This window comes from Sorangiineae bacterium MSr11954, from assembly GCA_037157815.1.
GTDB classification, from domain to species: Bacteria; Myxococcota_A; Polyangia; order Polyangiales; family Polyangiaceae; genus Pendulispora; species Pendulispora albinea.
In genome coordinates, this window is record CP089984.1 from 11,096,327 (window position 1) to 11,108,837 (window position 12,511).

Annotated in this window: 7 protein-coding genes; 2 read left to right on the plus strand and 5 right to left on the minus strand. The window is 68.4% G+C overall.

The window, feature by feature from the left end; all coding sequences use genetic code 11:
* Positions 1-2: 2 nt before the first annotated feature.
* Positions 3-3,791, minus strand: coding sequence for a tetratricopeptide repeat protein (locus tag LZC94_43515; GenBank protein ID WXB14680.1), 3,789 nt, complete (start codon positions 3,789-3,791; stop codon positions 3-5).
* Positions 3,788-7,588, minus strand: coding sequence for a DUF3857 domain-containing protein (locus LZC94_43520; protein WXB14681.1), 3,801 nt, complete (start codon positions 7,586-7,588; stop codon positions 3,788-3,790). The genes LZC94_43515 and LZC94_43520 overlap by 4 nt, the downstream gene beginning before the upstream one ends.
* On the opposite strand from LZC94_43520, the gene LZC94_43525 reads away from it, so the two are divergent.
* Positions 7,538-8,572, plus strand: coding sequence for a decaprenyl-phosphate phosphoribosyltransferase (locus tag LZC94_43525; protein WXB14682.1), 1,035 nt, complete (start codon positions 7,538-7,540; stop codon positions 8,570-8,572). The genes LZC94_43520 and LZC94_43525 overlap by 51 nt on opposite strands.
* A 1-nt stretch (position 8,573) precedes the next feature.
* Entirely contained in the window at positions 8,574-9,341 is a 768-nt protein-coding gene (locus LZC94_43530; protein ID WXB14683.1) for a CPBP family glutamic-type intramembrane protease, read from the plus strand.
* Here LZC94_43530 and LZC94_43535 read toward each other — a convergent pair.
* The 3 genes from LZC94_43535 to LZC94_43545 are packed head-to-tail and all read right to left on the minus strand — an operon-like array spanning position 9,314 to position 12,280.
* Positions 9,314-10,540 (minus strand): MFS transporter, encoded by a 1,227-nt coding sequence (locus tag LZC94_43535; protein WXB14684.1) that lies wholly within the window; start codon positions 10,538-10,540, stop codon positions 9,314-9,316. The genes LZC94_43530 and LZC94_43535 overlap by 28 nt on opposite strands.
* Positions 10,541-10,560: 20 nt before the next feature.
* Positions 10,561-11,343 carry a TlyA family RNA methyltransferase gene (locus LZC94_43540; GenBank protein WXB14685.1) on the minus strand — a complete coding sequence of 261 codons (783 nt, stop codon included), beginning with the start codon at positions 11,341-11,343 and terminating at the stop codon, positions 10,561-10,563.
* Between the two features lie 16 nt (positions 11,344-11,359).
* Positions 11,360-12,280, minus strand: coding sequence for a helical backbone metal receptor (locus LZC94_43545; GenBank protein ID WXB14686.1), 921 nt, complete (start codon positions 12,278-12,280; stop codon positions 11,360-11,362).
* Between the last annotated feature and the right edge of the window lie 231 nt (positions 12,281-12,511).

Genomic DNA, 12,511 nt, shown 5'->3' on the forward strand with positions numbered 1-12,511 from the left:
GCTCACCGTCCCAGCATGATTTCGCGCTCCACGAGCTGATCGGCCTCCTGGGAGAAGCGCTGGAAGCGCGTGTACTCGTCGCCAGGCTGCACGCGCCCCGCCGGGATGTCCACCACGCGATCGAGGTACAGCGCATGACCGCGCACGGTGTCGCCCACGCGCACGATCCGCTCGCCGTCGCGCACCTCGCCGACCGGGAGGCTCGAGGGCATGCGCATGGTCTCGGGCACCACCACCTCGAACTTCACGTCCACGTGCGACGAGCCGCTGATCAGCTGCGGCGTCTGCCGCTCCGAGAGCGCCGCCAGCTGCGCGAGCCGCATGGGGAACAGCTGCTTGAGCGACAGGCCGCCCGAGACCGCCCGCGCCAGCTGCGGCACCTCGGCGTGGACCCGCACGACCAGCGGCGCATCCAACGTTTGCTTCCCCTCCACCGACACGTCGCGCACGCGCGCCCCCGGGAAGTTGCGGCCCACCAGCCGCGTCTCCACGAAGTCGCGCACCTGCCCCGCCGCGATGCGATCGAACACCGCGCGCAGCGACGCGCCCACCTTGCCGCGAAAGCTCTGCGCGAGCTCCAAGGTCGCCGAGCCATCCTCGCGCAAGAGCGCGCGCCCCTCGAAGCTGACCCCGTCGAGATCGCCCCCGGTCGCCGTCTTGTCGAGCGGTGTTCCCGGGATCAAGCGGTACGCGGGCTGACCGCGCAACCCCGCGGCCAAGTACCCAAACGGCGCGAACTTGTCGCGCACCGTGAGCCAGCGGACGCCGCTCTCCGTGGGGATGCGCAGCACCACCGAGTCGAACACCTCGGCCTCGCTCATCTTTCCGAGCGGCGGCGGGGCCAGGCGGTTCTTCACCACCGCGAGCTCCAGCGGGATGTTCAGCTGGCGAAGCAGGTGCCCGAAGGCCGACTGGAGCGATCCGCTCCGGCCGGTGAGCGCGCGGCGCCCGTCGTTTTCGTTCCCCTCCTCCACGGTGGTGAGCACGTGGTGGTAGAGGCGCTCGGCGCGCGCCGAGGTGCTCTTCTCCGGCACCCCTTTTACGATCTCGCGCGCCATCTTGCCGAGGCGCGGATCGAGCGGCGTCTCATCCGACGCGAAGTCCACCAGGCGGGCCAGCGACTCCTGCAGCGACTGCCCCCAGCCAATGCGAACGCTGGGCAAAAACTCGGTGGGCGGAACGGCGTCCGGCTCCTCGGGCGCCGGCGGGCTCTCGTCCACCCGCCACCTGCGCTCCACGAAGGTCCCCAAGGTCTTCACCTTTGGCTGCCCCACATTGCCGCGCGTCTCGATGTCGAGCGGGCGATCCTTGGGGGTCAAGGTCACGAACTCGCTGCGCCAGTAGCCCTTGTCGGCCTCGCGGAAGAACCAATGCGGGCCCTTGTAGGTCTTGCCCTTTTCGCCGTCGCCCCGGAACGAGGTGACGTGCTCCAGCTCGACGTAGTCGCCGATCTCCAGGTGCGGCAACGTCAACGTCGGCTTTCCCTCCACCGGCTCCGGCTCCAGCACGGTGCCATCGGGCTTGATCACCCGCAGGCGCAGCACCAACCCTTGCGGCGGCTGTTGCTCCGACTCTTTGCCCACGGCCTCCTGCGACTGCATCCGCTGAATCTCGTGCTCGAGCATCTCGCTCGAGCCATCGGGGTGCACCCACAGCGCCGAGTAGTCGAGCACGCGCGCGGCGTTGCCGGCCATCTTCTTGCCGCTCTTCTCCCACCGCTCGAAGTCGCGGATGACGGCGCGCCCGTCGATCCGATACGGCTCGAGGTTGGTGGCGCCCTCCACCACCGTGATGGCATCGCGCAGCTCCGCGATGTTGGCGCCGGCTTGAATCGACTCCGCCAGCGCGCGCCGCAGCGCACCGCGATCGCCCTTCGAGAAGGCGCGATCGGCCAGGCGGAACCGGGCCGTGGCGTCCTGCGGATTTTTGGCGAGCGCTTTGTCCAGCTCCGCGGCGGCGGCCGCCGGATTGCCCGCGCGCGCCAGAACGTCGGCGATGCGGCTGGCGATCTCTTTGCGATCGGGGCGGCGCTTGGCGAGCCTTCGCAGCTCGTCGACCGCCGCCTTCCAGTCGTGGCGCGCGAGGGCCCGGTCCAGCTCCACCTCCGTCTCGGGGTCGAGCTTCTTCACCCGCTCCGCGATCGAATCGGCCTTCTCCAGCGGGCCGTCCTCCTCGAGCGCGTCGAGGTAAGCGCGGAGCGCGTCGGCGTCGTCCGGAAAGCGCTGGCTCAAATCGGCGAACGCGCGCATCCGCTCCGCGCGCCAACCGAGGCGCCCATAGACCCGCCCGAGCCCCTCCAGGATCTCCGGCTCGCCGCGGAACTCGTCGGCCAGCTTGCGCAGCGGCTCCACGCCCTCGACCAGGCCCTTCTGCTCGCCGAGATCGAGCGCCAGCCAGGCGCGCGAGTACCAGAGCGACGGATCGCGCTCCACCGCGCGCGTGCGGAAGCGGCGCTCGTTCTGGCGGCGCGTCTCCTCGGGGTAAATGGGATCGCCGTGCGCAAACCCGGCGGCGGCTTGGAGCGCGACGGCGCCCGCGTCGGCCGGCTCCACGTATGGCTCGACCAGCGCGCTCGCCACGTCGTCGAGGCCGTCGATGCTGGCGAGGCTCGCGGCCAGGTACGCTTGCAGCGGCGAGCTGGCCTTTCGCGCCTGCACCATCGGGTCGAGCGGGTTGACGTTGGGGAGGGGGGTCGCCTTGGAGAGACCGTAGGGGCGCGAGCCGTCCACGTCGGTGACGATGCCCGCCGGCTTTCCATCGGGCTGCAAGAAACGAAACGACGTCGAGTCGTTCAGGAGGCGCGCCAGCACGCGATGCCGGCCCGGCCCCACGCGCGCCGCCGCTCCAAAGCGCTGCCACACGCCCCACTCGCGCAGATCTCGCTCGAGGATCGGCACGTCGTCGATCCACACCTTGATGGCGCCCGCCACCGCCAGGATCAGATCGCGCTCGGTGTCCGTCGAGAAGAACGCCTCGGCGTAGTACACGCCTTTGCCGGCTTGTTCGGGCGAGCCGGCCAGGCACCGGTGCTGCTCGACCTTCAAGACATGGGGACGCGTGCCGCGGAACGGATCGGGCTCCCACGACGGAGGCCACGGACGCGGCTCCTCGGCGGCAAAGGTGCGCCTTCGATCCACCGACGTGCCGCGCCCGAACGGGCCCGCGAGCCGGATCTTGCGGCCGCAGCCCGCGCGTGCGGTGTACTGCGCGTCGTAGGCGTCGTCGATGACCGCCGCCTTGTCGAACGCCTCGGCGTTGGACCAGTCGGAGAGCTCGGCCACCGCGCGCCAACCCAGCTTGCCCGGTCGCGCGAGCAGATCCTCCAACGTCTTTTTGTGGCGCGTATAGAGCTCGGCCACCGAGCCGCGCTGGGCGCGAAGCCGGTTCGTGGCGAACCAAGCCACGAGCCGCCCGTCGGGATCGTCGCTCTGCCGCGCCGCGACCAGGGTCGCCGCGTAGTTGTCGGCCGCCGAGCGCGGATCGCCGTGCATCTCGTCGTAGACCCCGAGCGCCAGGCTGCCGTACAGCCCCTCGTGCTTCATCTGGCGCAGGCGCCCGGCCGCGTTCTTGGCTTGGCCCGCGTCGCCGCCGGGTGCCACCATTTCGAGCAGCGCCCAGCGGCCCACGGTCTCGGCGTCGCCGGACGCGCGCCCTTGATCGCGGGCGCTCGCGAGCGACGAGGGGCTCGCGACCTGCGGCGTCGCGCTGCCACAACCCACGGCGCTGGCCAGGGCCAACGCCGAAATCACACCCAGACGCATCGATGCCTTCGAGAAAGACGATTTCTTCATTTCACGCCCAAGACGAGACGTTGACCCAACGCACGATCGATCGATTCGCAGAAAGCCCGGAACGCCGGGTACTCGCTCGCCCGGATGCGCGTCTTGGTCAAGGTGACCACGGTTCGTACGTGCGCCGATGCCGCCGTCACGTCGGCCTCGACGCGGAAGCTGCCGAACGGGCTCGAGCCCTCGGCCTTGGTCGGCGCGCTGATGATTTTGGCGCCCGCCGGAATGCGAACGGTCCAATCCGATTCATCCGTCGACTGCGCCCGCAAGCGCACGTCGAGCCGCCGCTGCGACAGCGACGCGTAGTCGCGCACCGCATGATCGCTCGGCCCCACCGGGATGCTGAGCCGATCGCCTTCCTTGCGCGCGAACTGCGGCACCTTCGCCTTGGCGTGGATCCACACCTTGGCCTCGATGTCCTCGAAGTTCGCGGCCTCCAGCGACCCCAGCTCGATCCCGGCGAACTCGCCCGACAGATCCTCCTGCACCCGCTGCTTGCGCGTCGCCTCCGCCAAGTAGCGCTGCCGCCACATCGCGGCCGACACCCCCGTCACCTCGGCGCGCCAGTCGATCTGCGCCGTGCCGTCGGGGTTGACCGTAGCCTCCAGCACGCGCCGCCCCACGCTCTCGTTCGCCGGCGGATCGGGCAGCTGGACCAGCTTCGGCTTGCCCTCGTTGATCTGGATGGCCAGCGACCCTCGATCCATCGACGGCAGCTCCATCGAGCCGGTGTATTCCGCCGTGCCGTCGAGGTACAAATCGAGCGAGGGGACATAGGCGATGGCGTGATCGAAGGGCGCCAGGCTGGCCGGGTAGGTCTCGAACCCGCCGCGCATGCCCGAGCGCACCACCACGATGGTGGAGGGGATGCCGAGCTCCTTCAGCATGGTGACGATCAAGGTCGCCTTGTCTTTGCAGTCGCCGAAGCCGCGCGCGAAGATCTGCGCGCACCGGTACGGCTTGTAGCCGTGAATGCCGAACTCCAGCGCCACATAGCGCGTCTTCTGCACCACGAAATCGTACACGGCGCGCACCTTCTCGCGGTCCGTCTTCAGCCCGCGGGTGACGTCCGCCACCCGGCGGCGCACCTCTTCGTCGGCCACGAATTGGTCTTTGACCAACCCCCAGTACCAACGGCCCATGTCGTCCCAGCTCTTGTAGGTCGAGACGTGCACGTGGCCCAGCAGCTCGGAGTAGGGCGGCTGCAGCGGCTCCGGATCGATGGCCGGGACGTTCTTGGCGACGAACTGATAGATGCGCTGGTCGCCCGCCACCTTGGTCGTCGACTGGATGCCCGGCACATTGGGCTTGTTGAAATAGAATGTGCGCGAGGTGGGCGTGATGAGCACGTACTCCGCGTGCCCGATGTTCTCGCCCGCCTGCATGTAGCGCACCTCGCCGAAGTAGTCGGCGTATGCGTTGCGGGCGGCCACGTCCTCCACCCGGTACTGCAGCTCCACCACGTCGCCGGGTGCGAGCCGCGGGAAGCGCACGTAGAAGGCGCGCGCGCTGGTGTACATGCTGATCGACGGGTTGTTCACCGGGCCTTCGCCGCTCTCGGTGGCGTCTTCGACCTGGCCATTGGCGTGGTAGACGTGCGCGCCGCGCAGCTGCACCTCTTCGCTGTCCGCCTCGAAGCTGAATCCATATTCGCGCGCGTCGGTGGCGGCGCGGTCGGTCAGCGGCTGGTACACGATCTGGTGAAAGCGGCTCGCAAGTCCGTTGGGGAACACGGTGGTCACCTGCAAATCGACCAACGTGCGCCGGTTCTCCCCGCGCGAGGCCGCGTTGCGCCCCGCCAGAAACTCCGAGGACGGCCGCGCGTACCCCTCGTCGGGCCGCGGCTTCGCCGGCTCGAGGTGCGCCAGGTATTCGCGCACCTCTTTCGACTGCGGCTTCAGGAGCAGCACTTGCCGCAAGAGCTTTTGCTGCTCCTCGGGGTGGCCCGCCAGCCCCTGCGCCTCGGCCAGCGCCCGCAAGGTATCGGTGTTCTCGGGCGAGAGGTCGAGCGCCTTCTTGTAGAGCGCGATGGCCCGCGTGCGGTTGCCCATGAGCAGATAGCTCTGGGCGGCCGACGCGAGCAGCGGCGCGCTGTCGGGGCTGAGCGCGAGGAGCCGATCGATCCAGCGCTCCGCGCCCTTCGTATCGCGCTGCGCGATGGCCAGATCGATGTGCCCGCGCACGAAGGTGATGTCGTCGAAGCGAAGCTGCGCGTAGCGCTCTTCCAGGTCGGCCGCCTCCGTGGTGCGCTCCATCTGCCGCAGGGCGCCCACCGCAGCTTGCACGATGGCCACGCTCTTCGGCTGCCGCGCGAGGGCCCGCTGGATGAAGGCCAGCGCCGTATCGCGCAGGTTGGCCTCGGCGTAGAGCTCGTAGCGGCCGAGCACCGCCTCCACCTGGTCCGGATCGATGGCCAGCGCGCGATCGAAATACGGAACCGAGTCGCGCCAGTTGGAGCCGGCCCGGGCATGCCGCGCGCGCGCCAAGAGCACGTCGATGTGCTCCGCGGGGCTGCCGCCGCGCTTGGCCAGCGCCTCGGCCTTCTCGATCCAGATCGCCCGCTGGTTCCGGTTCTCGGCCAGATCGCCCGCCAGCAAGAGCCGGCGAATGGTCGGCGCCTTCTCCGCCGCCTTGCGCGCCAGATCGCGCGCCCTTCGCTCCGCCGGATCGTCCGACTGCGTGAGCTGCAAATACCGCGCGAACCCCTCGAGCGCCGCCGGATCGTTGCCCTTGGCGAGCCGCTCGAACGCCTGCAGCGCACCCTCCACCTTCGATGCCCGCGCAGGCAGACCCGAAGACGGCGCCGCACCTTCACGCGCCCTCCCGCCCCGGGGGAGGGCAGGGGAGGCGGCGGCCTCATTGGCGTGTCCCGGATCCGCGTCCGTCACGATCCCCGCATCGGGCTCACCGCGCTCCCCCGCGAGCCGCACGGTCAACATCGGCGCATCTTCACCGCCGCAAACCTTCACGAGGAGCCGGTTGTAGCCGCTCTTCAACGTGACATTGGTCGCCCATCGATCCGAGTCGATGGACCGGTACTTCTCGTCGCGAAGCACCTCTTCGCCGTTCCACCACACGCGCATCGCGCCCGCGCTCCCCGCCCAGATCGAGATGGGCCGCGAAGCGCCCGACGCCAGCTTCTCGTCGCGCGCGTAGGTGAAGGCATACGCGCAGACGTTCTGGGTCGGCTCGATGAGGCCACCGAAGTCGAGCCAGCCGTACGGCGCCGTGGCGGGGGAGACGCGCCAGCGCACGGCCCGCTCCTTCCCCTCGTAGCTTTTCGCCAGCGAAGGGGTCTCATCGCCGCCTTCGCCTTTCGGCTCCGGTCCGAAGTTGCGCTCGAGCCCTGCTTTGCCCTCGTTATCGAACGCGCCTGCCACCAGAAAATGCGCGACGTACCCCAGCTTGGCGATGCGCGCGCGCGACCCGTCCAGATCCCCGCGCCGCCTTCGCGCGTAAGCCTCGAGGAGCCCCGCGTACGCCCGCGTCGGCGGCGCCACGGCGGTGTCTTGCGCCACGCTGCGCAGCACCTCTTCGATTTCGGCGGGATCGCCCGCGTTCCACTCTTGCCAGAGACGGCGAAGGGCCACGTACGCGTGCGGTCCGCGCGCCGAGACGATGTCTTGCCGGAGGCGGGTCAGGTTGGCGAAGCGATCGCTCGTGTCCGCCGCAGCACCGCTCGGTACGAGGAACGTGGTGGCGAGCACGCCAATGCCGAAAAGGACGCGCAGAACGACCGCGGGTAGCACATGAACCTGGGCATGTACGCGGCGCTTGGCGGTTTGAGTAGGGGCAGTCACGAGAACTCCGAGTTGAACAGCCGTTGTACTATCGAAAGGACGCCAGTACTAAAGAGCGATCCAATGTTGGCCGGCCTGATCAAGACCGTTCGCCCTCATCAATGGGTAAAAAACCTGTTCGTGATGGCGCCCATGTTTTTCCACAAAGACGTCTTTGTCTCTACCCCCGCCGGCCCCGCCCTCAACTTGTTGGTCACCGGCCGGGCGTTGGCGGCGACGGGCGTTTTCTGCCTCTTGGCCGGCGCCGTCTACACCATCAACGACCTGGCGGACGTCGAAGCCGACCGCGTGCACCCCGTCAAGCGCCATCGCCCCATCGCCGCCGGAGAGGTTCCCGAGGCTCTGGCGTGGCTGATGGCCGTTCTCCTCGTGGTGCTCTCCCTCGGCGTGGGCTTCCTGCTCCATTGGAAATTCTTCATCTGCGCCGTCATCTACCTTTGTCAAAATATCGCCTACACCTTCAAGTTGAAGACCATCGCGGTGCTCGACGTGGCGTTCATCGCCTTCGGGTTCGTGCTGCGGGTTCTGGCCGGAGGGTTCGCGACGGATACGCAGGTGAGCAATTACATGCTCGCCTGCACAGCGCTGCTCGCGCTGTTTCTCGGCTTCGGCAAGCGGCGTCAGGAGCTGTCGAACGAAAACGCGAGCAAGCAGCGCGCGTCCCTCAAGGCCTATTCCCCGATGGCCCTCAATATTCTCATGGCCATCACGGGCGGCGCCACCGTGGTGACCTACATCGCCTATACGATCGACCCGGTCACCTGTGCGTTCTTCAACACCACGTCCCTCTGGATGACCGCCCCCTTTACGGTCTTCGGCATTTTCCGCTTTCTTTTCCTGGTCTCCGGTCGCGCTGGCCGCGGTCAGCGAAGCGAGAGCCCCACCCAGGAAATGCTGCGCGACGTCCCGTTCGTCCTTAATTTGGTACTCTGGGTGGTGGTGGTGGTCGCAATCGTCTATCGGCTCCGTCCCTCGGTGGGCTGACATGGCCAGCTCCGAAGCCAAAGCCCTCGCCGAGAAGCCCGGAGCTTGGATCGATCTCGCCCTCACGCTCCCCATTTTTCTCGCGTACCACGCCGGCGTCGTTTTTCTGAAGATTCAGAACGCGACCGATGTGGTCACCCCCACCCTCGTCCAGCTGGCCGAGGGCAACCGGGCCATCTACCTCCTCATCACCGCAGCCATCGGCGTGGTCTTCGCCGGTATTTTTGCGTGGCTGGGGCGCGGGCAAGCGTTTCGCACCGGCAAGTTCATTCAGGTCATCGTCGAGGGGGCGCTCTACGCGGTGGTGATGCGCGTGGCCGGCTCCTACGCCGTCACCGAGCTCCTGCAGGTGGTCACGCCCTCCGCGAGCCTCTTCGGTCTCATCACCGAAAACCGCCGCTTCGTGGGTGCCATCACCTCGCTGGGCGCCGGCTTCTACGAAGAGCTGGCCTTTCGCGTGGTGCTCTTCGGCTTGGGCGCCAAGCTCTTGGTGTGGTTCTTCACCCGCCAAGAGGTGCAGCTGGTGAAGCAAGGGGGCGCGCGCCTCTCGCTGCGCGCGGCCGTCATCATGTTCGTGTGGATGCTGGTGGCGGCCGCCATCTTCAGCGGCGTGCACTACACGGGCGCGATGGCCGACAAGTTCCTGCTCACGTCCTTCATCTACCGCATGGTGATCGGCGTGGTGCTCACCCTCATCTACCTCACGCGCGGCTTCTCCACCGCGGTGTGGGCGCACGCGCTCTACGACATCTGGGTGCTGGTCTTCTGATCGCGCGCCAGCGCGATGGTACAGGTGAGCGCGATCAACATGCCGATGGTGGCCGTGATGTACGGCGAGCGCGGCCCGTAAGCGCCGTAGACGAAGCCGCCGCACGCGGGCCCGATCACGCGCGCCAAGCTGGCCGCCGATTGATTCGTGCCCAAGATGGCCCCTTGCTCGGTGGCCGAGGCGCGCCGCGACACGTACGAGGAGACGGTGGGCTGCGTGATGCCGTTGCCCACCGCCAGCAAGAGGCTCGACGCGTAGAGGAGCCCTTTGCCCGCCGACGGCGCGAAGACCAGGCCGAAGAAGGCCACCGCTTGCACCATCACCCCGACGGGGATCAATGTCGGCTCGGAGTAGCGCTTGGTCAGGGGGCGCATCAAGCCACCTTGCACCAGCGCGGCGGTGACCCCGATGGCCGCGAGCAAAAGGCCGCTCTGCAGCTGGTCCATCCAGAAGACGTCCTTGTTGTAGTAGCGGAACGTCTGCTCCATGTTCGTGAAGGAGAACACGATGAGGAAGTTCACCAGGATGCCCGCGAAGATGCTGTTGTCGCCGAACGCGCGCTTCGCGGCCTCCACGTTGAGCGGCGAGAGCGAGCGCACGGGCTTGGCCGCGCGCTTCTCCTTTGGTAGCGACTCGGCCAAGCCGAGCAGCACCCAAACGAAATTGATCACGCCCAGCGCCGCGGCCGCGAAGCAGGTGACCGCGCCCGTGTGGCCGTTGATGGTGATCTTGGCCAGCACCCCGCCGAAGCCCGGCCCCAAGACGAACCCGAGCCCGAACGCCATGCCGATCATGCCCATGCCGCGCGCTCGCTCCTCCGGCTTGGTCACATCGGCGATGTAGGCGCTGGCCGTCCCCAAGTTGGCGGTGGCGATGCCGCCGAACATGCGCGCGGCGAAGAGCCACCCCACGTGGTTGCCGTAGGCGATGCCGAGCCCGAGCCCGAGCATGGTGAGCACGTTTGCGGCGACCGACCAGACCAGAACGGGACGGCGTCCCACCCGGTCGGAAAGTCTTCCCCACACCGGGACGAACAGAAACTGCATCAGCGAGTAAACCGCGCTGAGCAAGGTCCCGACCAAGGCGGTGGTGTGAAAGTTGTCCCGTGCCTCCTCGGCCAAGAAGGGGATGACCAAGCCAAAGCCGAGAAGATCGAGAAAAACGGTGAGGAAAATCGCACCGAGGGACGGACGTCGCATCGAACTTGCGCGGGACTGTGTCATGGTCCTGTCGGCGTTGAAAGACGGCCGCTGCAAGGTGCAGACCTCCGCGCGTGCACGAACGCTTCCCGGTTCCCTTTCGGGCCCGGTAGCACCGAGTCGCATTGGCCGAGGATATCGAATCCCACTACCTCGATGGCCCGGACGGCGCCGGCGATGGCCTGCTCGCGCACGGCATCGTCGCGCACCACCCCTTTGGTCCGCGTGGCCTCCTCGCGCCCCACCTCGAACTGCGGTTTGACCAGGGCGACCAGCTCGCCACCCTCGCGGGTCACCCGTGCGATCGCCTCGGTCAGCCGATCGATGCCGATGAACGAAGCATCGACCACCGTGAGATCCACGGCGCCGCCGATGCTCTCGGCCGTCAAGGTGCGCGCGTTGGTGCGCTCCATGACGACCACGCGCGGATCGACCCGCAGCTTGTGGGCGAGCTGTCCGTAGCCCACGTCGACGGCGATGACCGCGCGCGCGCCCCGCTGGAGGAGGCAATCGGTGAACCCGCCGGTGGACGCGCCCAAGTCGAGGCAGCGCAAATCGGTGGGGCGCACGCCGAACGCGTCGAGCGCCCCTTCGAGCTTGACCCCGCCGCGCGACACATAAGGATGATCCGCACCGCGCACGACGATGGGCGCGTCGTCGGCGACGGTGGCGCCCGCCTTCTCGACGCGGGTGTCGCCCACGTAAACGGTGCCCGCGAGCACCATGGCCTGCGCGCGCGCCCGCGAGGGGGCGAGACCGCGGTTGACGAGGAGCTGATCGACACGGATCCGGGGCTTGGCCATGGCAACCGGCACCTCTTTAGTGGATGGCGGCGTCGGGGTGAAGCGCGCGCGCCAAAACGGCGACCCCCTCGATGACGCGCGGTCCCGGGCGGAGCACGCTATCGTCGACGATGGGGACCACCCGCCCGCCTTTCACGGCGCGAAGCTCGCTCCACCCGGGTGCATCGCGCGTGATCCGCTGGTGGCCGTGCGATCCAGCCACGGCCGCGTTCACGACCACGTCGGGGTCCAGGGCCAAGATCTGCTCCATGCCGAGGGTCGGATAGACGGCCCCGTCGCGTACCGCGTTGTCGCCCTCGGCATGGTCGATCATCTCGTTGGAGAAGCTCTTGGGGCCACCGACCACGATGGGCTCGAGGCCGAACACGATGAGCACGCGCGGGCGCGGCCGGCCTGCCACGGCGGCGCGCACCTCGGCTTCGCGGGCGTGCATGCGGGCGATCAGCGCCTCCGCCTCCTTGGTGTGACCGGTGCGGTTGCCCATGCCGAGGAGCATGGCATCGATTTGAGCGAATGATTCGGTCTCGGGAAAATACCCCTCGGTGCCGAACGCAACGAGCCGATCGAGCAGCTGCACCCCCGCGGGGCCGCGTCCGCCGACCACGAGATCCGGCTTCAGCGCCAAGACGGCTTCGAAATTGGGGTCGGCGTAGCCTCCGACCTGGGGCAAGGCCAGGGCTTCCGGCGGAAAATCACAGTAGCGCGAACGCCCGACCACCACGTCTTTTGCGCCGATGGCAAAGAGCGCCTCGGTCGTGGACGGCGAAAGGGAGACCACCCGCTTGGCCACGCGCGCCGCGGCGTCGATCTTGGCCGCCGGCGGCGAATCCTGGTGTTTTCGGGAGCAATGGCAGCTCAGCGCGATCAGGACGAGGGAGACGGCGAGGGCGACGGTCAGGGCAGGGCGACGCGACCCGGGGGGGACGAAACGGGGCATATCGCCCGGCACTCTACTCGAGACGCCATGCGGCACGCCGGCGGCGGTGCGGCACGCCGGCGGCGGCGCGCCGGAATCGGCGGGGGGTGCGCGCCGGAATCGGCGGGCGGCGCGCCGGAATCAGCGGGGGGTGCGCGCCGGAATCGGCGGGCGGCGCGCCAGAATCGGCGGGGCGGGCGCGATGAATGGCGGGCGGCGCGCCATGAAATGGCGGGTGCTGGACGGGCGCCC

Coding starts and splice junctions, on each gene's coding strand:
- LZC94_43515 (WXB14680.1), bottom strand. CDS start 3,791: ATGAAGAAATCGTCTTTCTCGAAGGCATCGATGCGTCTGGGTGTGATT.
- LZC94_43525 (WXB14682.1), top strand. CDS start 7,538: ATGAACCTGGGCATGTACGCGGCGCTTGGCGGTTTGAGTAGGGGCAGT.
- LZC94_43530 (WXB14683.1), top strand. CDS start 8,574: ATGGCCAGCTCCGAAGCCAAAGCCCTCGCCGAGAAGCCCGGAGCTTGG.
- LZC94_43535 (WXB14684.1), bottom strand. CDS start 10,540: ATGCGACGTCCGTCCCTCGGTGCGATTTTCCTCACCGTTTTTCTCGAT.
- LZC94_43540 (WXB14685.1), bottom strand. CDS start 11,343: ATGGCCAAGCCCCGGATCCGTGTCGATCAGCTCCTCGTCAACCGCGGT.
- LZC94_43545 (WXB14686.1), bottom strand. CDS start 12,280: ATGCCCCGTTTCGTCCCCCCCGGGTCGCGTCGCCCTGCCCTGACCGTC.